At 70.7% G+C, this 22650-nt stretch carries 20 protein-coding genes; 12 read left to right on the forward strand and 8 right to left on the reverse strand.

The window, feature by feature from the left end; translation table 11 throughout:
• The first annotated feature begins 16 nt into the window (after positions 1–16).
• From MZC64_RS40625 to MZC64_RS40655, 7 genes are all read left to right on the forward strand, one after another.
• On the forward strand, positions 17–1243 hold the full coding sequence (locus tag MZC64_RS40625) for an SLC13 family permease (RefSeq protein ID WP_247764970.1): 1227 nt from the start codon (positions 17–19) through the stop codon (positions 1241–1243).
• A gap of 109 nt (positions 1244–1352) precedes the next feature.
• Entirely contained in the window at positions 1353–2528 is a 1176-nt protein-coding gene (locus MZC64_RS40630; protein WP_247764971.1) for a cytochrome P450, read from the forward strand.
• 50 nt (positions 2529–2578) lie between these two features.
• A complete protein-coding gene (locus MZC64_RS40635) occupies positions 2579–2986 on the forward strand; it encodes a MerR family transcriptional regulator (RefSeq protein WP_247764972.1) in 408 nt (135 codons plus the stop codon).
• Entirely contained in the window at positions 2983–3921 is a 939-nt protein-coding gene (locus MZC64_RS40640; RefSeq protein ID WP_247764973.1) for an alkylmercury lyase family protein, read from the forward strand. Before MZC64_RS40635 ends, MZC64_RS40640 begins: the two co-directional genes overlap by 4 nt.
• Positions 3922–3982: 61 nt before the next feature.
• A complete protein-coding gene (locus tag MZC64_RS40645; RefSeq protein ID WP_247764974.1) occupies positions 3983–4693 on the forward strand; it encodes a bifunctional 2-polyprenyl-6-hydroxyphenol methylase/3-demethylubiquinol 3-O-methyltransferase UbiG in 711 nt (236 codons plus the stop codon).
• 433 nt (positions 4694–5126) lie between these two features.
• On the forward strand, positions 5127–5720 hold the full coding sequence (locus tag MZC64_RS40650) for a hypothetical protein (protein WP_247764975.1): 594 nt from the start codon (positions 5127–5129) through the stop codon (positions 5718–5720).
• Positions 5721–5977: 257 nt separating this feature from the next.
• The gene (locus MZC64_RS40655) at positions 5978–7159 is read left to right on the forward strand and encodes a macrolide family glycosyltransferase (protein ID WP_247764976.1); all 1182 of its coding nucleotides are present in this window, start codon (positions 5978–5980) and stop codon (positions 7157–7159) included.
• 61 nt (positions 7160–7220) lie between these two features.
• Here the strand turns inward: MZC64_RS40655 and MZC64_RS40660 are convergent, their stop codons facing one another.
• Genes MZC64_RS40660 through MZC64_RS40670 form a run of 3 tightly spaced genes read right to left on the reverse strand, consistent with a single transcriptional unit; the run spans position 7221 to position 9173 of the window.
• Positions 7221–7601, reverse strand: coding sequence for a CHRD domain-containing protein (locus MZC64_RS40660; RefSeq protein ID WP_247764977.1), 381 nt, complete (start codon positions 7599–7601; stop codon positions 7221–7223).
• 44 nt (positions 7602–7645) lie between these two features.
• Complete coding sequence (locus tag MZC64_RS40665) at positions 7646–8506, reverse strand: DUF4394 domain-containing protein (protein WP_247764978.1); 861 nt, start codon at positions 8504–8506, stop codon at positions 7646–7648.
• Positions 8507–8516: 10 nt separating this feature from the next.
• Positions 8517–9173 (reverse strand): fasciclin domain-containing protein, encoded by a 657-nt coding sequence (locus MZC64_RS40670; RefSeq protein ID WP_247764979.1) that lies wholly within the window; start codon positions 9171–9173, stop codon positions 8517–8519.
• A 207-nt stretch (positions 9174–9380) separates the two neighbouring features.
• Between MZC64_RS40670 and MZC64_RS40675 the strand changes: the two genes are divergently transcribed.
• On the forward strand, positions 9381–11138 hold the full coding sequence (locus tag MZC64_RS40675; protein WP_247764980.1) for a cytochrome c biogenesis protein DipZ: 1758 nt from the start codon (positions 9381–9383) through the stop codon (positions 11136–11138).
• 15 nt (positions 11139–11153) lie between these two features.
• A complete protein-coding gene (gene trxA, locus MZC64_RS40680; protein WP_247764981.1) occupies positions 11154–11474 on the forward strand; it encodes a thioredoxin in 321 nt (106 codons plus the stop codon).
• Between the two features lie 6 nt (positions 11475–11480).
• Here the strand turns inward: trxA and otsB are convergent, their stop codons facing one another.
• The 3 genes from otsB to MZC64_RS40695 form a co-directional block, all read right to left on the reverse strand.
• On the reverse strand, positions 11481–14009 hold the full coding sequence (otsB, locus tag MZC64_RS40685; RefSeq protein ID WP_247765073.1) for a trehalose-phosphatase: 2529 nt from the start codon (positions 14007–14009) through the stop codon (positions 11481–11483).
• A 210-nt stretch (positions 14010–14219) separates the two neighbouring features.
• Positions 14220–15722 carry an MFS transporter gene (locus MZC64_RS40690; RefSeq protein WP_247764982.1) on the reverse strand — a complete coding sequence of 501 codons (1503 nt, stop codon included), beginning with the start codon at positions 15720–15722 and terminating at the stop codon, positions 14220–14222.
• Positions 15719–16555 carry an alpha/beta fold hydrolase gene (locus MZC64_RS40695; RefSeq protein ID WP_247764983.1) on the reverse strand — a complete coding sequence of 279 codons (837 nt, stop codon included), beginning with the start codon at positions 16553–16555 and terminating at the stop codon, positions 15719–15721. Before MZC64_RS40695 ends, MZC64_RS40690 begins: the two co-directional genes overlap by 4 nt.
• 89 nt (positions 16556–16644) lie before the next feature.
• Here MZC64_RS40695 and MZC64_RS40700 point away from each other — a divergent pair, with 89 nt between their 5' ends.
• Positions 16645–17553 (forward strand): LysR family transcriptional regulator, encoded by a 909-nt coding sequence (locus tag MZC64_RS40700; RefSeq protein ID WP_247764984.1) that lies wholly within the window; start codon positions 16645–16647, stop codon positions 17551–17553.
• 1 nt (position 17554) lies between these two features.
• Here the strand turns inward: MZC64_RS40700 and MZC64_RS40705 are convergent, their stop codons facing one another.
• Complete coding sequence (locus MZC64_RS40705; protein ID WP_247764985.1) at positions 17555–17983, reverse strand: SRPBCC family protein; 429 nt, start codon at positions 17981–17983, stop codon at positions 17555–17557.
• A 162-nt stretch (positions 17984–18145) separates the two neighbouring features.
• Here MZC64_RS40705 and MZC64_RS48355 point away from each other — a divergent pair, with 162 nt between their 5' ends.
• Both MZC64_RS48355 and MZC64_RS40715 read left to right on the forward strand, forming a co-directional pair.
• Positions 18146–19651: an FAD-dependent monooxygenase gene (locus tag MZC64_RS48355; protein WP_308301125.1), complete on the forward strand. Its 1506-nt coding sequence runs from the start codon at positions 18146–18148 to the stop codon at positions 19649–19651.
• Positions 19648–20247, forward strand: a complete 600-nt coding sequence (locus tag MZC64_RS40715; protein ID WP_247764986.1) for a TetR/AcrR family transcriptional regulator — start codon at positions 19648–19650, stop codon at positions 20245–20247. Before MZC64_RS48355 ends, MZC64_RS40715 begins: the two co-directional genes overlap by 4 nt.
• Here the strand turns inward: MZC64_RS40715 and MZC64_RS40720 are convergent.
• Positions 20228–22573, reverse strand: a complete 2346-nt coding sequence (locus tag MZC64_RS40720) for a penicillin acylase family protein (protein ID WP_247764987.1) — start codon at positions 22571–22573, stop codon at positions 20228–20230. The genes MZC64_RS40715 and MZC64_RS40720 overlap by 20 nt on opposite strands.
• Positions 22574–22650: the final 77 nt, after the last annotated feature.

The raw sequence follows: 22650 nt of genomic DNA on the forward strand, positions 1-22650 counted from the left end.
GGGAAAGCTGGCCCCCGTGGCCGCCGACCTGATCTCGCTGCTCGTCCTGGTCGCGATCTTCGCCATCGGGCTGTGGCGGCCGGTGAACATGGGCGCGGTGGCGATCGTGGCCGCGTTCCTGCTCGGCACCGCCTACTTCGGCCTGGGCGCCGAGGACATCGCGGGCGGCTTCCCGGCCGCGCTGTTCGTCACCCTGCTCGGCGTGACCTTCCTGTTCGGCCTGGCCAGGGCCAACGGCACGGTCGACTGGCTGGTCGGCGCCGCGCTGGCGGCCGTGCGCGGCCGGGTGGCGCTGATCCCGTGGGTGCTGTTCCTGCTGGCCGCGCTGATCACCGGCATCGGCGCGATCAGCGCGGCCACCAACGCGATCCTGGTGCCGATCGGCCTGGCCTTCGCCCAGCGGCACCGGATCAACCCGATGCTGGTCGGGCTGGCCATCCTCAACGGCACCAACGCGGGCGGCTTCTCCCCCATCTCGGTCTACTTCACCATCGTCGACAGCGCACTCACCAAGGGCGGTGTGCACGTCAGCGCGGGCTGGATCTTCCTGGTCACCTTCCTGTTCAACCTGGCGCTGAACCTGGTCGCGTGCACCCTGTTCGGCGGCTGGCGGCTGCGCGGGCAAGACGCGCCCACCACCCGCCCCCGGCTGAGCACCGAGAACGCCCTGACCCTGGTGTTGCTGGCCGCGCTCGTGCTGGGCGCGGTGGCCTTCGGCCTGGACGTCGGCTTCCTCGCGCTGACCGCCGCAGTGCTGCTGATCGTGGTTTTCCCCGCACACGCCAAGGAAGCCGCCGCCGGGATCGCGTGGAATGTGGTGCTGCTCATCGGCGGCATCGTCATGTACGTGGCCCTGCTGCAGAAGGTCGGCGTGGTCACCAGCCTGGGCGCCGCGGTCGCGGGCATCGGCTCACCGCTGCTCGCCGGGTTCCTGCTGCTGCTCGTCGGCGGGGTGGTCTCGGCCTTCGCCTCCACCAACGCCATGTTCGGCGTGCTGGTGCCGCTGACGATCCCGTTCGTGCTCGCCGGTCACCTGGACGCCTTCGCCCTCACCGCGGCGCTGTGCGTGGCCACCTCCGCGGTGGACGCCAGCCCGTTCTCCACCGGCGGCGCGCTGGTGCTGGCCAACACCGAGGAGAGCAAGCGGGACAAGGTCTTCCGCGCGCTCACCGGGTGGGGCCTGGCCATGATCGCGATCGCCCCGGCCGCGGCCTGGCTGGTGTTCCTGCTGCCCGCCGGGTGAGGACCGCTACCAGCTTTCGGCCAACTGCGACAGCTTGTCATTTTTCCCGGATTCGCTGACTCTAGACAACTCGCCGGGCGAGGACAGCGATCACCAGGGAGGAAAGCGCATGTCCACACTGCAACTTCCGCTCAACCGCCCCAATCCGCTGGCATTGGCGCCGCTGTACCAGGTGTTGCGCCCGCAGACACCGGTGGTGCCGGTGACCACCCCGGCCGGTGACCCGGCCTGGCTCGTGCTCGGCTACGAGGAGGTGAAGCAGGCCTTCGCCGACCCCCGGTTCGGCCGCTCGCACCCCGAGCCGGAGCGCGCGGGCCGGCTGGCGGAGTCGGCGATGGGTGGCGCCCCCGCCGGTGATCACGAGACGGAGCAGGCCGAGCACGCCCGCATGCGCAAGGTGCTGGGCCCCGCGTTCTCCGTCCCCCGGATGCGCCGCCTGACCGACCGGATCCAGGAACTGACCGACCAGTGCCTGGACGATCTCGCGGCCGCGGACCAGCCGGCCGACCTGCACCGGCTGGTCTCGTTCCCGTTGCCCGCACTGGCCATCAGCGAACTACTCGGCGTGCCCGCGGCGGACCGCGCGCACTTCAGCAGCCTGTCCAGGAACCTCGGCCTCTTCGACGACCCAGCGGCCAGCCAGGCCGCGCTGGCCGAGTTCGCCGGCTACACCCTGAGCCTGGCGGCGAGCAAACGTATGGATCCCGGTCCGGACGTGCTCTCCGACCTGGTCGCCGATCCCACCATCAGCGATGAGGTGGTAGCCCAGGTGGCCATCGCGCTGCTCTTCGCCGGCCACGAGACGACCGCCACCCGGATCGACTTCGGCGTGCTGTGGCTGCTGTCCGACCCGGCCCGGCGGGCGGCCTTCACCGCCGACCCCGAGGGTCAGGCACAGTCCACAGTGGAGGAAATCCTGCGCCTGTCCGCACCACACGGCCTGGGCCTGCTCCGCTACGCCAACGCGGACGTGGAGATCGGCGGAGTGACCATCGGCCGCGGGGACATGGTGCTGGTCTCCAACGACGCCGCCAACCGGGACGCCGCGGTGTTCACCGACCCCGAGGAGTTCCAGCCCGGCCGCAAACCCAACCCGCACCTGGCTTTCGGCCACGGCAGGCACGTCTGCATCGGCGCCAACCTGGCCCGCGCCCAGCTCCGGATCCTGTTCCCGGCCCTGTTCCGCCGCTTCCCGGACCTGTCCCTGGTCGCCGAGGTGGACGACCTGCCGCTGGTGACCAACGACCTCACCGGCGGGGTGGCCGAGGTACTCGTACGCTGGTGAGCACGGCCGGTCCTTGCCCTGTACCGGGGTACAGGGTTCATGCTGACCTGGTGCGTACTGGTGAGCTGGCAGCGCGGGCCGGGGTGAACCCGCAGACGTTGCGGTACTACGAGCGCCGCGGCCTGTTGGCACCGCCGCGGCGCTCCACCTCGGGCTACCGGGACTACCCGCCCGATGCCCTGGCCCGGTTGCGGTTCATCAAACGAGCCCAGGCGCTCGGTTTCACCCTCGAGGAGACCGAAGAGCTGCTGCACCTGGCCGACGGCGGGCCGGCGTCCTGCGACACCGCGCGGACGCTGGCCACCGCCCGGCTGGCCGACATAGAGGACCGGGTGGCCGACCTGACCAGGATGCGGGAGGCCCTGAGCGAGCTGGTGACCCGGTGCGACCTACCGCGTCCCGACCGCGCCTGCGGGCTGCTGCACACCCTGCGCGAACAGACCGGAGAATCGTCGTGAAACTGCGGATCCTGGCCGTCCCGGACTGCCCGAACCTCGCCCCGCTGCGACAGCGTCTGGCCGAGGTGCTGGCCGGGCGCGCGGACGTCACCGTCACCATCGAGATCATCAGCACCGTCGAGCAGGCCACCCGCACGGGTATGCGGGGCTCGCCGACCCTGCTCGTCAACGGTGCCGACCCGTTCGCCGAACCCGGCCAGCCGCCCAGTGTGTCCTGCCGGCTCTACCGCGACGAACACGGCAGCCCCACCGGCGCGCCGACACTGTCCCAGCTCCGCGCCGCCCTCACGAACGCCACCACCGCGGCAGCGGAGTTGCGGGCGTGGCGGGCCCGCGCCACCCCGGCCGAGGTGGCCGAGCGCGCGGTGCACCAGGCGATCCTGCGCGCGTTCGCCAGCACCGGCCAACCCCCGTCCGCAGCGCGGCTGCAGCAGGTCGCGGCGGCCAACGGCGCCACCGCGGACTCGATCCTGACCCGCCTGCACGAGGCGGACGTGATCCGGCTCGACCAGGCCGGGGCGATCAGGGTCGCCTACCCGTTCTCCGCGGTCCCCACCCGCCACCAGGTACGACTCGCCACCGGCCGCACGGTGTCGGCCATGTGCGCTGTTGACGCCCTCGGCATCCCGGCGATGCTCGGCACGGACGCGACCATCACCTGCATCGACCCGGTCACCGGCGAACGGGTGGTGGTCACCGTCCACAATGGAGGCCACACCTGGGAACCCGCCTCCGCGGTCGTGTTCGCCAGTGCGGCCGCCGGCACCGGACCCTCGGCGGACTGCTGCTGCGACCACCTCAACGCCTTTGTCAGCCCCGCCACCGCGCACCACTGGATGAGCGAACATCCCGGCATTCCGGGCGAACTCCTCGCCACCGCCACCGCCGAACGTCTGGGCCGCCACATCTTCGGCACCCTGTTCGACCAGCACTGATCCGTTGTCCGGCGCGCAAAATCCGTCGCACTCGCCGCGGACTCGATCTAGGCTGGCCGGAATGGACGTGTCGACCGTTGCCGTGCCCCACACCCTCGCCCACCTCAAGCCCCTGCTGCCCGCACCCCCGGCCCGCATCCTGGAGGCAGGCTGCGGCAGTGGCGCGCTGGCCGCCGCGCTGATCGAACTCGGCTATCAGGTCACCGGGGTCGACCGCAGTGCCGACGTGGCCGCCGCGGCCCGCGAGCGCGGGATCACCGTGATCGAGGCCGACGTCAATGAGGTCTCCGGCGAGTACGACGTGGTGCTGTTCACCCGGTCCCTGCACCACGCGGAAGACCTGGACGGCACCCTCACCCACGCGGCCACCCTGCTCGCACCCGGCGGGCTGATCGTGCTGGAGGAGTTCGCCTGGGAACGGGTCGACCAGGCCGCCGCGCACTTCTACTACGACAACCGCGCTCTGCTGGTCGCCACCGGGGTGCTCAAGGCCGATGTGCCCGACGGTGATCCGCTCAAGGCATGGGTCGCCGGACACGACTTCCTGCACCGGGGTTCGGACATGCTGGACGCCCTCGGCCGGGTCGGGTCCGAATTGTCCACAGTGGACACGACCATGCTGTGGCGACTGGCGTACGGCCGGTCCGGGGTGTGGACCGAGCCCGCCACCCATGCGGTGAGCGCGCTGGACTCGATTCGCCAGGCCGAGCAGCGGCGGCTCGACGCGAGCATGATCCCCGCCATCGGCCTACTCGCCACCGTCCGCCGCTAGGGTCTGTCTTCAAAGCCAGAGCAAGAGGGCGGCCAGGTCGAGCATGCCTCGATAGGAGGTGGCGGTCCTGTCGAAGCGCGTGGCGCTACCCCGGAACTACCGTGTCGGCTGCAGCAGAGTTCGACCACGTTGCGGCGCTGCTAGACAGCGGGGTCGAACGCCGGCGGACTGCCCCCAAGGCCGTCCTTTGCGCTGTAGACCGGCCCGCTGATCGCGGCGTTCGGGAATGGTCACGCGGGGATGGCCCTGGTCGAATAACCCTTGTCTGCGGAGGTGCTGCTGGACGGGGCGGGGGTTCGGTAGACGAGGATTCGCTGTCGGGGTAACAACCCACCTCCCCTGCGCGACATGGTCGTGCACACCACACGAACGTCGAGCGGGGAATCAACTTCATGGCCATCCAGCAGGTGATCGACTATCCGAACGACTTCCGATGACCGACGCCAGCGACATCGACAAGGCCGAATATGACAACCTCAGAGCAGAGAGCCTCTTCCATCAGACCAACGCGAGCGCGATTTTCGGCCTGAACATGGTGGGCATGGGCGTGGGTATCACCGCCTCCGGCAAGATCGATGCCGCGCTGTTGGTGCTCGCGGTGATCTCGTGCGTCCTCTGGCTCCGCTACTGCGATCACCTCATAACCATCTTTCGCATCGCGGCCTACCTGCACAGACACCTGCGGCCACGCCTACTCGCCAGGCTCGGTGAACCTGTTCTCAACTGGGAGAACTTCCTTCGGTCCGCCGAGCCTGACGACAGTAGCCGAATGCCGCGGCTTCCGTCAGCCGACTCCCGCATCGGATTCATCGTCGCCTCCCTGGGGTTCATGCTGCCACCGCCACTGCTGTGCGCGGCCTTTCTCACGCAGAGGTGGAACAGCGAGCAAGGCACCACCTGGACGCCACTGGTGCTCGCAACCTCTCTTGCGCTATTGATGTGGGTGTACTCAATGGGACGCGGCTATCGAGTGATGCGATGGATCCGCGCGACAGATCGCTGGATAAGCGGCGGTGCGCAGGCATGAGCTGACTGAAGAGCAGTGGCAAGTGATCCAGTCGTCTCGGTGGGCTTCAGCATCGTGCGCGCCCATCAGCCCCCCGCCGGAGCCTGCCACACCAGCTGATCGGTTTGTCGATGGGTCAGCGCCGACGACGAACTTTGCCCGGCAACACGAGACCGGACCTGGGTCAAGCCGGCGCTCGCACCGGGAAATCGTTTGACGTGATCGACCAAGTTGTCTCTACTGGCCCGCACGTGCGCTGAATACCTTGATGAGGGGCCATGGGTAACCACATCGCGTTTCTCGCGGGGCCGGCCTCCGGTCACATCAACCCGACTTTGCCACTGGTGGAGGAGCTGATCGCCAGGGGACATCAGGTCAGCTACGCCACCGGCGAGGCGTTCGTGCCGACCGTGGCCGCCGTCGGCGCCCGGCCGCTGTCCTTGCCCTGGGTGCTGCCGCGGCCGGTGGTGTCCAAGGGTGGGCAGACCACTGAGGATCTCGCGCGGACACTGCTCGGTTTCATCGAGCAGTCCCGCACGGTCCTGCCCGTGCTGGAGCGGGAGCTGACCGCCAACCGCCCGGACGTGCTCTGCTACGACATGATGACCACCTTCGGCGCGCTCATCGCGGCCAAGCTCGGACTGGCCCAGGCCACCACGGTGCCCAACTTCGCCAGCAGCGAGACGTTCAGCCTCCAGGCGTTGCTCGCGCCGCGTGACTTCGACCCCAGCCACCCGGTGTTCCGCCAATACATCGCGGCCCGCCGCGAGCTGACGATCGACTTCGGCCTGGCGCCGGAGCAGTTCGACAGTGCCTTCGCCATCGCGCCGCTGAACCTGGTGTTCCTCCCGCGCGAGTTCCAGCTCGCCGGGGACACCTTCGACGACCGGTTCCACTTCATCGGCCCCTCGCTCGGCCGCCGGGCGCACTCGACGGACTGGCAGCCGCCTGCCGACGGCTCCCCCGTGCTGTTCGTGTCGCTGGGCACCGCGTTCAACGACCGACCCGACTTCTTCACCCTGTGCGCCAACGCGTTCGCCGGTACCGAATGGCAGGTGGCGATGGCCATCGGCGAGACGGACCCCGCGCGGCTGGGTGCGATCCCACCGAACTTCGAGGTCCGGCCCTACTTCCCACAGCCGACCGTACTCGCGCACGCCGCCGCGTTCCTCACCCATGCCGGCATGAACTCCACCATGGAGGCCGCGCACTACCAGGTGCCGTTGGTCGCGTTCCCGCAGACGCCGGAACAGGCGCTCAACGCCCGCCGCGCCCAGGAACTGGGGTTCTGCCGGGTACTCGACGCCGACCAGCTCGGTCCGGAACTGCTGCGGCAGACCGTGGTCGAGGTCGCGGCCAACCAGGGCGTGCGGGCAAGCCTGGCGACGATGGCCAAGCACCTGCACGCGGCCGGTGGAGCTGCGGCCGGAGCCGACGCGCTGGGGGCATACCTGCGCTGAGCGTCGTCCCGCCCATGCGGCGGCCCGGCGGTTCGAGGGAACCACCGGGCCACCTGCCGGACTACCCGCGGAGCTGGCCGCGGACCGCGCCCGCCGGGTATTCCGCGTTGTGCACGTTGACGTAGAACTGGCCCGGCGAGCGCTTCAGCTCACGCGCCAGCGCCGGATCCACGTCGGTGCAGGTGCGACTGCGACCCTCGACCGGGGTCTTCAGGTGCACGGCCACCGGACCGGCGGTGCCGGACTTGCCGCGGTGGATGTGCGCCGCTGTCGGCGCGCCGATCCGGGATACCGCAAGGGAAACGCAGACCTCGCGGTGGCCGAGGTGCACGCGGGCGGTGCCGCGGCCGTCGGGGTCGCCGGGGCCGGGCACCTCGGCCGCGCCGGTCAGCCAGGCCGACCGGTAGCTGCCGCCGCCGAGTTGGCCCAAGTCGTACGCCAAGTTGGCCCAAGTGGACGTACCACTTGGGCCAACTCGACCGGTGTTCAGGGGGCGAAGGTCAGGCCGGTCACGTTGGTCAGTAGTGGGGAGAGGACGCTGGCTCGGCCGGTGGCCAGGTTGATTCGGACTAGCAGGGTCAGGCCGTGTAGGCGTACCACGGCGGCGGCGCGGTAGTCCTGCGGCCGGAACGGCCCGGGGCTGGCCTTGCCCGCGATGTCGAAGCCGTTGACCGCGCTGATGTTCAGGCCCAGCCTGCCGATCGGGGTGAGCTGACCGGTGTTGGGCGAGATGACCGGGGTCTCCCCCGGCAGGCTGCCCTGTTTGACCAGGGTGTCCCGTGCGGAGTCCAGGCCGTACAACGCGGTGCTGGTGGCCCCGGCCACGCTGTTGGTGTACCCGGCCGCGGCGACCTTGGGCGCGGGGCCGCCTGCCGGGTAGCTCAGCGGGGTGTCGGTGCCCGCGATCGCGCCGGTGTCCGGGTGCAGGCGCAGGTTCTCGCCCTGATCGGTCACCAGCCGGATACGGTCCACGGTGGGGTTGAAGTCGAAGCCGATTGCCTTGCCGTGCAAGGCGATCGGCGTGCCCACGGCGGTGGCTGCGCCGGTGGCGGGGTTGATCCGGTAGAGCCTGCCGGAGTCGGCGAGGGTGTAGAGCGCGCCGGTGGCGGGCCGGGTGTCCAGGCCGATCAGGCGTTCGCCGCGGGCCAGGCCGGTGATCCGCTTGCGCTGCTTGGCCAGCAGCGGCAGGTCGGGGTCGTGCCGGGTGAGCACGCCGTGGTCGGTGAGCAGTAACAGATCCCCGGACCGGGCGGCGGCCGGGGAGGCCGCCGCCGTGCCCGTGGTGCCGGCCAGGACCGTGGCCAGCACGGTCGCGCCGGTCACCAACAGGCCGGTGGTTTTACGCATTCCCACTCCCTTACTTGGGCAGCAGCACGGAGTCGATCAGGTACACGGTCGCGTTCGCGGTGTGCACGCCACCGCAGATCACGTTGGCGTCATTGACCTTCAGCGCGTTCCCGGAGCCGGTCACCTTGACCATGCCCTTCTGCACGGTGGCCTGCTCGCCCGCGATCTTGTCCGGCGCGATCTGGCCCGGCACCACGTGGTAGGTCAGGATCTTGGTCAGCAGCGCGTCGTCGGTCTTGAGCTTCTCGATGGTGGCCGCGTCGATCTTGGCGAAGGCGGAGTCGACCGGGGCGAACACGGTGAACTCACTGCCGTTCAACGTCGAGACCAGGTTGACCTTGGGGTTCAGCTTGCCCGACACCGCCGCGACCAGGGTCTTGAGCAGCGGGTTGTTGCTCGCCGCGACGGCGACCGGGTCAGCGGCCATCCCGGCCACCGAACCGGGGCCCTGCGGGACCTGCTGGGCGTAACCCGCACAGCCGGAGCCGACCAGGTCACGGGCCGGATCGGCCATGGCGCTGGAGGTGGGGGCGGCGCTGGAGGGGGCCGCGGCCGAGGTGGTGCCGGAGTTGCCGCCGGCCATGTCACCGGAGCCACAGGCCGAGGCGACCAGGGCGAGGGCGGCGACGCCGAAGGTCATCGTGCCGCGACGAATGCTGCGCATCATGACTGTGCTCCATCTCGTGTACTGGGGCGTCTGTCCGAAGTGGACTCAGGAACGCCGGACATGAGGTTGTTCGGCACCGGTTCGCTGCCGGATCGGCCCTCAAGCCAGTCGAGACCTTTTCGTTACATTCGGTGTCGCGGCCGAACCGAACCGCCTTGGGGCACGAACACCTCACATGACCCACTCGCACAACCTGATGAGGACACCGTGCTCACACTTGCCTTGATCGGGCTCATCGGTGGGCTGGTCACCGGCATCTCGCCGTGCATCCTGCCGGTGCTGCCGGTCATCTTCCTCTCCGGTGGCGCGCAGAGCGCCCGCAGCACACCGATCTCCGGGGACGCCGCGGCCGGCGCGGTAGCCACCGCGGCGCCTCCGGTTCCACCGGTTTCCAAGGCCAGGCCCTACCTGGTCATCGCGGGCCTGGTGGTCAGTTTCTCCCTGGTCACCCTGTTCGGCTCGCTACTGCTCTCCATCCTCGGCCTGCCCCAGGACGTGTTGCGCTGGGGCGGGATCGTGGTGCTGGCGCTGATCGGCATCGGCCTGATCGTGCCCGCCTTCGAGCACCTCCTGGAGAAGCCGTTCAGCTGGATCCCGCAGCGCCGCCCGGACGCGGCCCGCGGTGGTTTCCCACTCGGCCTGGCCCTGGGCGCGATCTACGTGCCCTGCGCCGGACCGGTGCTGGCCGCGATCTCGGTGGCCGGATCCACCGGCAAGATCGGCCTGGAAACCGTGGTGCTGACGGTGACCTTCGCGGTCGGCGCGGCTGCTCCCCTGCTGATCTTCGCCCTGGCTGGGCGCCGGGTCGCCGAGCGAGTGAAGGCATTCCGCAGGCGTCAGCGCGGTATCCGGATCACCGCGGGCATTGTGATGCTCGCGCTGTCCCTCGGCCTGGTGTTCAACCTGCCGCAGCTGCTGCAACGGATCATCCCGGACTACACCAGCGCGTTGCAGGACAAGGTGAACAACTCCGAGCAGGTGAAGAAGGCGCTCAACCTCGGCGGTCTGGTCAACGAGCAGAACAAGGACCTGGACAAGTGCACCGAGGGCGCCAAGGAGCTGGAAAGCTGTGGCACCGCACCGGATATCACCGGCATCCAGCAGTGGCTGAACACCCCCGGCGGCGCGGGCATCGACCTCAAGCAGTCCCGCGGCAAGGTGGTGCTGCTGGACTTCTGGGCCTACTCCTGCATCAACTGCCAGCGCTCGCTGCCGCACGTGACCGCCTGGGACAAGACCTATCGCCAGGCTGGTTTGCAGGTCATCGGCATCCACTCACCCGAGTACGCCTTCGAGAAGGAACCGGCCAACGTGGCCGCGGCGGCCAAGGGCTTCGGCATCGAGTACCCGGTGGCACTGGACAACTCGCTGGGCACCTGGACCAACTACCGCAACCGATTCTGGCCCGCGCACTACCTCATTGACGCGCAGGGCACGGTGCGGCACATCAAGTTCGGCGAGGGCGACTACCAGAGCACCGAGCGGATGATCCGCCAGCTGCTCGCCGACGCCAGTCCCGGGGTGAACCTGCCCGCGGCCACCGAACTCTCCGACGCGACCCCGGACACCGGCAAGATCACCCCGGAGACCTACCTCGGCTCAACGAAGCGAGTGAACTTCGCGGGTACGGAAACCTATACCAGCGGCGAGAAATCCTTCGCCTTCCCGGCGAACCAGCCCAAGGACAGCTTCGCGCTGGACGGTGACTGGACGCTGACGAGTCAGCACATCACCCCCGTCAAGGAGCAGGGCCGGATCCGGTTGGACTACCGGGCCAAGGAGGTCCGGATGGTGCTCTCCGGCAGCGGCACGGTCAGCTACGAGAGCAACGGTGTCACCAAGACCATCCGGGTGGACGGCACCCCGAACTCCTACCAGCTGCTGTCCACACAGGACATCACCGAGGGCCGGGTCACGGTGACCGTCGGCGCCGGTGTGCAGGCGTACTCCTTCACCTTCGGCTGAGCAGGACGGAACTTCATGGACATCGCAGCTGTGACAACGGAATCCTTCGAGACCGAGGTGCTCGGCAGCCCCCGCCCGGTGCTGGTGGACTTCTGGGCCCCGTGGTGCGGGCCGTGCAAGGCCCTGGCCCCGGTGCTGGACCAGATCGCGGCCGAACACGCGGGCAGCCTGACGGTGGTGAAGGTGGACATCGACGAGCACCCGGAGATCGCCGGGCGTTACCAGGTGATGTCCATCCCCACCGTGATCCTGTTCGTCAACGGCGAACCCGCGGCCACCCTCAGCGGGGCCAAGCCCAAGGCCACCATCCTCACCGCACTGAAACCCTGGCTGTGAACCGCTTCAGCGATCCAGCAGCTGCGCGCAGCGAATGAGCCCGAGGTGGGAGTAGGCCTGCGGGTGGTTGCCCAGGGAGCGTTCGGCGACCGGGTCGTACTCCTCGGGCAGCAGGCCGGTGGGTCCGGCGCAGTCGACCATCTGCTGGAACAGTTCCTCGGCCTCGGTGCGGCGGCCGGTGAGCAGGTATGCCTCGATCATCCAGGCGGCGCAGAGGTGCCAGCCGCCTTCGGTGCCGGGCAGGCCGTCGTCGCGGTGGTAGCGGTAGACGGTGACGCCGGAGCGGAGTTCGGCCTCGGTGGCGGTGACGGTGGCCTGGAAGCGTTCGTCGGTGGGGTCGAGCAGGCCGGAGAGTCCGATGTGGAGGGTGGCGGCGTCCAGGTCGGTGCCGTCGTAGGCGGTGGTGAAGGACTGGACTTCGTCGTTCCAGCCGTGCTTGAGGACATCGGTGGAAATGAGGTCCCGCAACGGGATCCAGGAGGCGTCGATGGTGCGGCCGTAGGTCTGGCCCAGGGTGATGGCGCGGTCGAGGGTGACCCAGCACATGACCTTGGAGTAGACACGGTGGCGGGGTGCGGCGCGTTCTTCCCAGATGCCGTGGTCGGGTTCGTGCCAGCGGCGGGTGACGGCCTCGGCCATGGCCTCGACCATGCGCCAGTCGTCGTCGGTGAGCTTGCCGCGGGCGTCGCTGAGTTTCTTGACCAGGTCCACGACGGGGCCGAAGACGTCGAGTTGGACCTGTTGGTTGGCCAGGTTGCCGACTCGGACTGGGCGGGATCCGGCGTAGCCGGGCAGGGTATCGAGTACTGCTTCGGGGCCGAGGGTGTTGCCGTGCAAGGTGTAGAGCGGGTGCAGGCGTTCGGGGCCGGCCAGGGTGGCGAGCACGCCGTGGACCCAGTTGAGGTAGGACTCGGCTTCGGTGAGGGATCCCAGCGATACCAGGGCTTGTGCGGACAGGGCGGCGTCGCGGACCCAGCAGTAGCGGTAGTCCCAGTTGCGGACGCCGCCGATCTCCTCGGGCAGGGAAGAGGTTGCGGCGGCGAGGAATGCGCCGGTCTCGCCGTGTTGCAGGCCGCGCAGGGTGAGGGCGGAGCGGGCGACCAGGTCGCGCTGGGTGCTGGGCAGAGTGAGTCCGGCCAGCCACTCGGTCCAGTAGGCGTCCGCGCGGGCGCGGCGGTCGGATTCCGGTGCGGCGGCGGACAAATCGTCGGTGCCGCAGCGGAGTTCCAGCACGATCGGGGCGTCCGGGGTGACGGTCACGGTGGCTTCGGCGGTGCCGTCGGCGGTGATGTCCCAGTGCACGCCGGGCGAGCGCAGCACGATGGGGTCGGTGGTGCCCAGGACCCGCAGGCCCTCGGGTTCGGCGACCAGGGTGACCGGGACCTGGCCGAATTCCGGGCGCGGCGCGAAGGTGATCAGGGCGGTGGTGTTGCCGGAGATGACCCGGATCAGGTCGGTGCGCTGGGGCGGGGCGTAGTGGTCGAGGTAGTCGGTGACCAGGAGCTTGGACCAGCGGGTTTCCACGGTCATGGTGCCGGGGACGTAGCGCTGGCCCAGGGGCAGGCCGTTGCGTTCGGGCTTGATGGAGAAGTGGCCGGCGGCGGGGCCGCCGAGCAGGTCGGCGAAGACCGCGGCGGAATCGGGTTCGGGGTGGCAGAGCCAGGTCAGCCGGGCGTCGGGGGTCAGCAAACCTACCGACCGTTCGTTAGACAGCATGGTGAGGCGTTCGATCGGCACGGCCTGCTCGCCGTAGAGCCAGTGGCGGCGCTCCTCCAACAGGAACGCCAGGGTGAGCGCGACCTCGGGGGTGTCCGGCAGGCGGTACTCGGCGGCGGTGACGCCGTCGCCGACCTTGATGCCCAGGTCTGGTCCGGCCAGCCGCTGGAAGGCTTTCTCGTCGGTGACGTCGTCGCCGATGAACAGTGCGGCCGAGGCGGCGACCTGGTGCCGCAGCACGTCCAGGGCGTGGCCCTTGTCGGTCTGGATCACCGCCAGTTCCAGCACCGCCTTGCCTTCGGTGACCTGGATGCCGGGCCAGGTGCACGGGCCCTGGCGGATCGCGGCGAACGCGCGGTCGGCGACCTCGGGTTCGGCGCGGCGGGAATGCACCGCGACCGAGGCGGGCTTGAACTCCAGGTGCACGCCGGGGGTGTCGGCGGTAAGCGCTTCCAGGGCGGCGCGAACCCGGGTCAGCAGGTCCTGGGCGGCGCGGTCCAGCTCGTGCACGAAGCCGACGTCGAACTCCGACCCGTGCGAGCCGACCAGGTGCACCTCGGCGGGCAGCCGGGACAGCGTGGCCAGATCACGCAGGGCCCGGCCGGAGATGACCGCGACGGTGGTGGCGGGCAGGGTGGCCAGCGAGCGCAGCGCGTTCATCGACTCCGGCAGCGGCCGGGCGTGCTCGGGATCGGCCACGATCGGGGCCAGGGTGCCGTCGTAGTCGCAGGCGACGAGCAGGCGCGGGGTGCGCGCGAGCTGGATCAGGGCGCGGCGGAGTTCGGGCGGCAGGGCTGCTGCGCTGGCGCGTTCGGGCACCACGGTGAGCCGGGTGGGTGGTTCCGGTGCGGACGTGCGCACCACCTCGGCGTCGCCAACCTGACCCACGGGAACTCCTTCAGCATCGCCACGACCCCGTTGCCGCAGACGGCGACCTTAACCCGCCAAACAGGTGAATTCCCCGAGCTTTTTGACCGGGCCCGCACTACTTCAGGTACGAGTTCCGCTTTCGTTCTCCTGGTGGGTGGATCACCCGCTCCTGCGGCTGAGCCCGAGTGCGATTCCCGCGGCGATCAGGAACACCACGGTCTCGTAGCCGAGCGCGTACCCGAACCCGCTCGCCGGATCGGTTCCGACGGCGAACACCAGCCCCGCCAACGTGATGCCCAGGGTGCCGCCCAGTTGCTGGGCGGTGGGCAGCAGGCCGGAGGCGGAGCCGATGGCGTCGGGGTGGGTGCGGGCGAGGACGACGGCGAAGACCGCGGCGGTGAACAGGCCGAAGCCCAGTCCCGCCGGGATCAGCAGCAGGGACAAGGCCCATGGCTCGGCGGGCGTGCCGACGACCACGGCCAGCAGGGCGGTGGCGGCGGCGATTCCGGTGGCGGCGACGGCGAGCGGGGTGCTGCCGTGGCGGTGGGTGAGAGCGGGGGCCAGGCGGCTGCCGAGGGCGGCGGCGACTGGGTAGGTGGCGGTGAGCAGGGCGGCGGTGAGTGGGGTGTGGCCGGGGCCGGTTTGCAGGTAGCGGAGCAGGAGGTAGGTGAGGGAGGGGACGCCGGCGTTGAAGACCAGGACCAGGAGGATGCCGGTGCGGGCGGGGCGGTCGCGCAGGACGCTGGGGTGCAGGAGGGGGTTGGGGCGGCGTTGGGTGTGGGCGAACAGGGCCAGGAGGGCGAGGGCGGTGGCGAGGGTGAGCCAGGTCCAGGGCGGCCAGCCGGTGTCGCGGCCGAGGGAGAGCGGGAGGATGAGCAGGGCCAGGCCGGTGGCGGCGAGGATCGCGCCGAGGAGGTCGATCCGGGGGCCGGGAGCGAGTGCGGGGCTGGCTGCGGGCGCGAGACCCGGGCTGGGTGCGAGACCGGGGCTGAGCACCGGCGGGCGGTGGACGCCGGGCGCGGTCTGTGGAGCGTGCGGCGGGGCCGGGCAGGTGGCGAGCGCGGGCTGACTGGGCCGGACCTGGGGCGCGCTGGGTGACGGGGTGCGGGCGGCGATCGCGGGCAGCTTTCCACTGGCGGCCAAGGCGAGTAGCGCTACCGGCACGTTCGCCAGGAACAACAGCCGCCAGCCCAGCCCCGTCGGATCCACCGTCAGCAGCACCCCGCCCAGCAACGGTCCGCTCAGCGAGGCCACCGCCATGGTCGCCCCCAGCGAACTCAGCGCCCGCGCCCGCCGCTCGGCCGGCAGCGCCGTCTGGATCAGCGAGAAGACCTGCGGCGCCACCAATCCACTGCCCATCCCCTCGACCAGCCGCGCCAGCACCAGGAAACCCGCGGTCGGCGCGAGTGCGCTGCCCACCGTGCCGATGGTGAACACCGCCAGTCCGAGCCGGAACAGTCGCCGGTACCCGTACCGGTCCCCCAGCCTGGCCGCGATGAGCAGCAGGCTGGCGAAGGTGAGGGTGTAGCCGGTCAGGACGAGCTGGGTGGCGCCCTGACCGGCGTGCAGGTCCCTGGTGATCGACGGTAGTGCCACCTGGACCAGGGTCACGTCCAGGAGTTGCATGAAGGTCGTGCTCAGCAGGATGGGCAGGATGTTCACTGGCTGGTGGCGATGAGGGTCTGGGCCAGCTCTGCCGGGCGGGCGGCGAATGGGGAGTGGCTGCCGGGCAGGGTGTGCACGGTGAAGGGGTTGGCGGGCATGGCCTGGTCGGCTTCGGTGATCATGAGGTCTTGTAGGGCCGGGGTGAGGGCCTGGTCCTCGTTCAGGCGGATGAAGTGGCGGGGGATGCGGCCCCAGGCGTTGCGGGACAGGGTGATCGGCTCGGTGGCCACGGACAGGGGCAGGTCGGGGCTCAGGGCCAGGCGCCAGCGGTCGAAGGACTCGGCCGGCACGTCCTGGTAGTAGGCGAAGCGGAGGCGTTCGACGTAGTCCGGGTCGGGGCTGAGCGGGTTGATCCGGAACGCGCCGAGTTCGGCGGGGTCGCCGATGGACAGGTTGCCACCCAGGTTGCTGGCTTGCTCCGGGGTACTCAGGTAGTCGTGGAAGGTGGGGCGGGCGGCGGGGACGAAGGCGGAGAGGTAGACCTGCCGGTCGATGAGGTGCGGGGCCAGTTCGGCGGCCAGAGCGGCCGGTCCACCGCCCGCGCTGTGCGAGACCAGGACGACCTGGTGGTACTGGCGAAGTCCTTGCAGGGCTTGCACGATGGCGTCGGCGTTGTCCCGCATGGTGAGGGTGGCCAGGGCGGATTTCTCGGTGGGCAGGCCGGGCTGGCCGGGGGTCAGGTAGCCGGTGGGGTGCGGGGCGGCGAAGCCGTGGCCGGGCAGGTCGAGGGCGAGGCTGGTCGCGCCGCGGGCGGCGAGTTCGCGCTGGGTGGCCGACCACTGCCAGGAGGAGTGCCAGGCGCCGTGCACCAGGAGGAAGATCGTGTTCACGTCACCCAGAGTGCGTCGGCGGGCGGGCGTTATCCATCGGTATAGCTGACGACCCGGCCCGTGATACCTGACAGGTATAGCCTGGGGGCATGGAGGCACGACATCTGCGGTACGCGGTGGCGCTGGCCGAGCATCAGCACTTCGGGCGAGCGGCGGCCGCGCTGGGCATCGCGCAGCCGCCGCTGTCCAAGCAGATCGGCGATCTGGAGCGGGAGCTGGGCGCGCGGCTGTTCAACCGGACCCCGCACGGGGTCTTCCCCACCGCCGCAGGGACCGCCTTCCTGCACCGCGCCCGCCGCGCGCTCACCGAGATGTCCGCCGCGGTGGTGGACGCGGGCCGGGCCGCCAGGGGTGAGACCGGGCGGTTGCGGTTGGGGTTCATCGGGTCGGCGGTGCTGGAGTTGCTGCCCTCGGTGCTGAGCCGGTTCGGGCGGGAGCATCCGGATGTGCGGATGGCGTTGCACGAGATGTCCTCGGCCCGGGGTTCGGCGGCGCTGCTCGCCGGGGACCTGGACATCGCGATCACCCGGGGCGCGCCGCGCGGGGCGGGCGCGGAGAATCTGGTGTCGGTCAGCGTTGGGCAGGATCGGCTGATCGCGGTGGTCGGACTGGCGCATCCCCATGCGGGACAACGGAAAATCCACGTTGACCAGTTGCGGACGCAGCCGCTGATCGTAGCCCCGCCGGAGGAGGAACCGGCCACCCTGGCCACCATCTCCGACCTGCTCGGCGAACGCACCATGCCCCTGGGTGGCACCATCGAGGCCCGCGATGTGCACACCATCGTCGGCCTGGCCGCCTGCGGCATCGGCGTGGGACTGGGCCCGTCCTGCATGCGGATGGCGGCCCGCCCGGACGTGCGTTTCCTGGACGTCGTGCCGCGCACCGAGCTGCCGCCGTTGGTGATGTCCTACCGTGCGGGCGATCCCGGGCCGGTGCTGGGCGCCTACCTGGACGTCACCCGGGAGCTGTGCCCGAACGTCCGCGGCCTGCGCTGAGTCAGCCCAGGGCCTTGATCATCGTTTCCCAGGAGCGCAGGAATTCCGGGTACTCGGCAGCGAAATCGGCCAGCGCGCGCTCGCCCGCCGGGCTGAGCGGGGTAAGCCGGTAGGTGACGGTGACCGTGCAGCCGGTGCCGCTGGGTTCGATCTCCACGGTGACCGTGCCCGCCCGCGAGCCCGGGGTCACCCTGGCGTAGGAGATCCGCCGGTCCGGCTCGCGGTCCAGCACGATCCAGGTGGTGCACTCACCGTCCACTGTGGTCTCGAAGACGGTGCCGGGTTCGGAATCGTCCACTGTGGACACCGGGAACCTGGGCTGCCAGCCGGGCACCCAGCGCTCCTCGCCGCGGGCGGTGAACAGCGGGAAGGCCGCGGCCGGGCTCAGGGCGAGCGGGAAACGTCCGGTCAGATGCCGCGTGGCCGTCATACCGCCACGGTACCCAGGAGGCGCCAGCCGGTTTCCGGTGGGCCAACGTCGAGTTGGCCCAACTGGTACGCCAAGTTTGCCCAACCGGGCGTCCCACTTGGGCCAAGTCGACGCTCTGGCGTTAGCTGCTAACATGTTAGTGGCTAACATGGGGAGGTCGCGGTGCCGTACACGTCAGCGCTGGTGGTGGGGGCTGGACCGACGGGATTGACGCTGGCCTGCGCGTTGCGCGCGGCCGGGGTGGGGGTACGGGTGCTGGATGCCGCACCCGGACCGGCCACCACCACCGGTGCGCTGGGTCTGCCGCCGCGGGCGGTGGAGGCACTGGATCGACTGGGTGCGTTGCCCGCGCCCGCGGTGCCGGTGGCCGGGGTGAGCGTGGCCGGGCGGGAGCTGCGGTTCGGGCCGGACGGGGTGCTGGCCTCGCAGGCGCAGGTCGAGGGCGCGTTGCGGGAGCGGCTGGACCGGCTGGGGGTGGCGGTCGAGTGGGGGCTGGCGGTCACCGGGATCCGGACCGAGGGCGAGGTGGTCGAGGTGCGGGCGGGCGCGGAGCTGATCCGGGCGGGCTGGGTGATCGGCTGCGATGGCGCGCACAGCGCGGTCCGGGCGGCGGTGGGGATCGACTTTCCGGGGCAGCCGTTGAGCGAGCGGTTGCGGGTGGCTGATGTGCGGGCGGAGCTGAAACGGCCGCGGGACACGGTGGCGGTGTGGTTCCGCGCGGGCGGGTTTCTGGCGGCGTTTCCGTTGCCTGGTCCGGATCGGTGGCGGTTGATGGGGCCGGACGGGGCTGATCTGCCGGAGTGGTTGCGGGAGGAGAGCGGGGCCGAGGTCGGCGAGGTCACCTGGGAGTCCGTCTTCCCGGTGCAGCGGCGGCTGGCCACCGCCTACCGGCGTGGGCGGGTGCTGCTGGCTGGGGACGCCGCGCACGTGCACGCGCCGCTGGGCGCGCAGGGGCTGGCCACCGGGATCGGGGATGCGGAGAACCTGGGCTGGAAGCTGGGTGCGGTGATCCTCGGGCGGGCCGGGGCGGAGCTGCTGGACAGTTATGAGGCGGAGCGGCGGCCGGTGGCGGCCGAGGTGCTGCGGGTGACCAGCGAGGCGACGAATGTGCTGTTCAGCCAGGGCTGGGCGGCGCGGCTGGCGCGCGGGCTGGTGCTGCGGTCGCGCTGGATGCGGCGGCGGATCGCGGCGCGGGCCTCGCAGCTGCGGGTGAGTTATCGCCGTGGGCCGTTGGGGGCTGCGGCGGGTCAGGGTGAGGTGGTGGCCGAGGCAGCCGAGCCGGGGGTGCGGCTGGCTCAGGTGGCGATGGGGCCGGGGTCCTGGCTGGGCGGGGTCGGCACGGCGCCGGTGACCGGGCTGGGGCGGGTCAGGGCCGGGGATCGGGTGCCGGATTTCCCGTGTCATCGCGCCAGTGGCGTGCCCACCCGGCTGCACGCCGAACTCGGCGGGCATTGGGCGCTGCTGTCCCCCTTCGCCGACAAGAGCCAGCTCGTCCGGCCCTGGCTGGGTGAGAGCGTGGTGGATCTGCGCTGGCCGCACAACGAACTCGCGCTGATCCGCCCGGACGGCCACCTCGCCTGGCGCGGCCACCACCCCTCCGACCTCCAGCGCTGGCTCACCGGGGCGCTCGGGCAGGCCGCGGCCGCGACGCCGATACTCACCCGGTGAGCGAGACCGACTGGCGGGCCAGGAAGAAGGCGAGCACCCGCCGCGCGATCAAGGACCACGCGCTGCGGCTGATCCTGGCCAAGGGGTTCGAGGCGACCACGGTGGAGGAGATCGCGGCCGCCGCCGGGGTCTCGCACATGACCTTCTTCCGGCACTTCCCGCGCAAGGAGAACGTGGTCGAGATAGACGACTACGACGCGCTGATGGGTGCGCAGCTGGCCGCCCGGCCGGTGGACGAGCCGCCGCTGACCGCGGTGCACCGGGCCGTGCGCGGCGCGGTCGTGCAGATCCCGCCCGCGGACCAGGCCACCATCCTGGTCCGGGCCACGCTGGTGCTGCGCACGCCTGCCCTGCGCGACCGCAACCACCTCAATCTGCAGGCGGGCACCGCGAACTTCGCCGCCTGGCTGGCCAGTCGGGCCGGTCAGGCCGAACCGGACCTGGCGACCAAGGTGCTGGCCGGGGCCGCGGTGGCCGCGTTGTCCAGTGCGATGACCGCCTGGGTGGAACGGGAGGGCGCCGTCGGCCTGGAGTTGTTGCTGGATGAGGCTTTCGGCGCCCTCGGCGTGCCACCGGTCACGGCAGCAACAGGGTGATCCGATCCGCATGGCGTTCCACCGCGGCGCGGCTGTAGAGCAGCGGGAAGTACTCGCCCTCACGCCATTTCCCGGCCAGGTCGCGGTAGTGCGGATCGGCTTGCACGCCGGACTGGCCGGGGGTGTTGATCGCGCGGGCGGCGTCCCAGTTGCCGACGTCGAGGACCATCCGGAACGAGGCCCCGCCGGTCTGCCGGAAGTCGGTGCGCCGGTAGCCGGAGGCGTTCACCGTGTCCTTGGAACCACCGCGCGGGAACGGTCCGACGTCGAAGCGGGCCCGGTCCGCCGGGGACAGCGTGGGGCTGAGCGCGTGCTGGAACAGGGTGTGCTGCAGCCTGCCCCACTGCCAGGCCGCGGGATCGTTGCCCAGCAAGGTTTCCGCCTCCTTCCAGGCGGCGGCCAGGGTGTCGTTGACCAGCTGGTTTCGCTTGGTCACCGGGTCGGCGCCGAACCACTTTTCCGGGTGGGACAAGGCGTCTAGGACGTTGCGGCTGTCCGGGACGGCGATCAGCGCCGCGGCGGCCGGGGCGACGGCGCGGACCAGGCCGGGGTTGAGGTGCCGGGCCAGCCACAGCTCGAACAGCGCGGCCTGGGGTGATTCCTTGCTCTCCACCGCGTTCCAGCCACGCAGCAGCGTCAATGCCTTGGTGGACAACGGATCCGTGCCGGGCACGGTGGCCAGGACCGCGGTGAGTTGCCGGGCCGGGATGGAGAGCTGGTCGTTCTGCAGGCGCATCCCGTCGGCCACGGTGAACTGCTTGTCCGCGCCGAGCACCTCGGTGATCCGCTGATGCCGGTAGGGCGCGGACCACTCGAAGCCGATCGGGTGCGGGAAGCCGGGCGGCAGGTTGAACTGGTTGGCGGTGGCCACAAAACCCTGCGGTGGGTTATAGGCGTGCGGCAGGTCGTCACCGGTGTGGAAACCGGTCCACTCGAACCGGCCGTCACCGGGTGCGGGCAGCAGGCCGTCGTAGCCGGAACGCTTGGGCGCCAGGCCGCCCGGCACCCAGCCGATGTTGCCGCTGGTGTCGGCGTAGACCTGGTTTTCCGTTGGCGCGCCCCAGTTCCGCATGGCCGCCTTGAACCCGGCGAAGTCCCGCTCGTACATGTAGCGCACGCTGCCGAAGTAGGGCGCCATACCCGGTTCCAGCCAGGCGCTGCGCACCGCGAACGCCCGCCCGTCCTTGACCGCCATTACCGGTCCGTGCCTGGTGAACGGCAGCTCGACCTCCACGGGTTCCTTGCCCGCCACCGAAATCCGCTCGCGCAGCACCCGGATCGGCTCCCAGCCGTCCTTGTACCGGTAGCGGGTGGGGTCGGCCGGATCAAGCTCGTAGACGTAGAGGTCTTCCTGGTCCATCGGGAAAATGGTGAGCCCGAAGGCGATCCGGCCGTTGTGTCCGATGGAGACGCCGGGCAGCGCGGGCTCGTTCGCGCCGATCACGTCCAGGCCGGGCGCGGACAGGTGGCTCAGGTAGCGCAGGGACGGCGCGGCGTAGGCCCGGTGCGGGTCGTTGGCCAGCTGCGCCCGGCCGGTGCCGGTGCGGCTGGGGGCGACGGCCCAGTTGTTGCTGCCCTCGGTGAACTCCTCGCGGGCCACGGACACCACCTGCCCGCCGCTGAACTCCACCGGCCGGGTGGCCAGGTCGAAGGTGAGCAGCACGCCGGGCGGGAGCACGCACGGGTCCAGGCCGCCGGGCGGCTGGATCGGCCGGTCCGGTTGCAGCGGCTGGCGCAGTTTGTCGGTTTCCAGGCCGGCCGCGCAGGCGATCCTGGCCCTGGTGACCTCCTGGCCGAGGTTGCTGGTCAGGCCGTGGCTGCGGATGCGCACCACGTCCTCCGGCGCCCAGCGCGCGGGCCGGTAGCCCAGGCGGCGGAACTCCTCGGGCAGTGCGGCCGGGGTGCGTTCCAGGTGCTCGATGTAGGCGTTGATGCCCTGGGTGAACCGGGTGGCGATGCCGCGGGCCCGCTCGCCGTAGGCCGCCCACTCCCGGTCCATGTCACCGCGGTAGAGGAACATCCGGGTGGCCCGGTCCTGCTCGACGTAGTTCGGGCCGAGCACCTCGGCGAGCTGCCCGAGTCCGCGCCGCCGCCACAGGTCGATCTGGAACAGCCGGTCCCGCGCGGCGATGAACCCCTGGGCCAGGAAAGCGTCTTCCTGGTTGGTGGCGTAGACGTGCGGCACACCCCAGGTGTCGGTGACCACCCGCACCGGCCCGCGCACGCCGGGGATGTGGTGCACGGCGGTCGGGGGTGCGGCCACGGCCGGGGTCAGTCCGGCACTCGCGGTCACCAGCACGAGCACTACCAGCAAGAATCGTCTCACGACCCGTCCCCTCGCCGACGCCAGTGCCGATCACCCTGCCGCAGCCGGGCCCGGAAGGCGAGTAGGGGTTTTCCGGA

Source organism: Crossiella sp. S99.2 (genome assembly GCF_023094165.1).
Lineage (GTDB): Bacteria > Actinomycetota > Actinomycetes > Mycobacteriales > Pseudonocardiaceae > Crossiella.

What these genes read in the sequence shown, in the direction of transcription:
- MZC64_RS40630 (WP_247764971.1), top strand. Translation starts at nt 1,353, where the DNA reads ATGTCCACACTGCAACTTCCGCTCAACCGCCCCAATCCGCTGGCATTG.
- MZC64_RS40645 (WP_247764974.1), top strand. Translation starts at nt 3,983, where the DNA reads ATGGACGTGTCGACCGTTGCCGTGCCCCACACCCTCGCCCACCTCAAG.
- MZC64_RS40650 (WP_247764975.1), top strand. Translation starts at nt 5,127, where the DNA reads ATGACCGACGCCAGCGACATCGACAAGGCCGAATATGACAACCTCAGA.
- MZC64_RS40655 (WP_247764976.1), top strand. Translation starts at nt 5,978, where the DNA reads ATGGGTAACCACATCGCGTTTCTCGCGGGGCCGGCCTCCGGTCACATC.
- MZC64_RS40665 (WP_247764978.1), bottom strand. Translation starts at nt 8,506, where the DNA reads ATGCGTAAAACCACCGGCCTGTTGGTGACCGGCGCGACCGTGCTGGCC.
- MZC64_RS40670 (WP_247764979.1), bottom strand. Translation starts at nt 9,173, where the DNA reads ATGATGCGCAGCATTCGTCGCGGCACGATGACCTTCGGCGTCGCCGCC.
- trxA (WP_247764981.1), top strand. Translation starts at nt 11,154, where the DNA reads ATGGACATCGCAGCTGTGACAACGGAATCCTTCGAGACCGAGGTGCTC.
- MZC64_RS40700 (WP_247764984.1), top strand. Translation starts at nt 16,645, where the DNA reads ATGGAGGCACGACATCTGCGGTACGCGGTGGCGCTGGCCGAGCATCAG.
- MZC64_RS40705 (WP_247764985.1), bottom strand. Translation starts at nt 17,983, where the DNA reads ATGACGGCCACGCGGCATCTGACCGGACGTTTCCCGCTCGCCCTGAGC.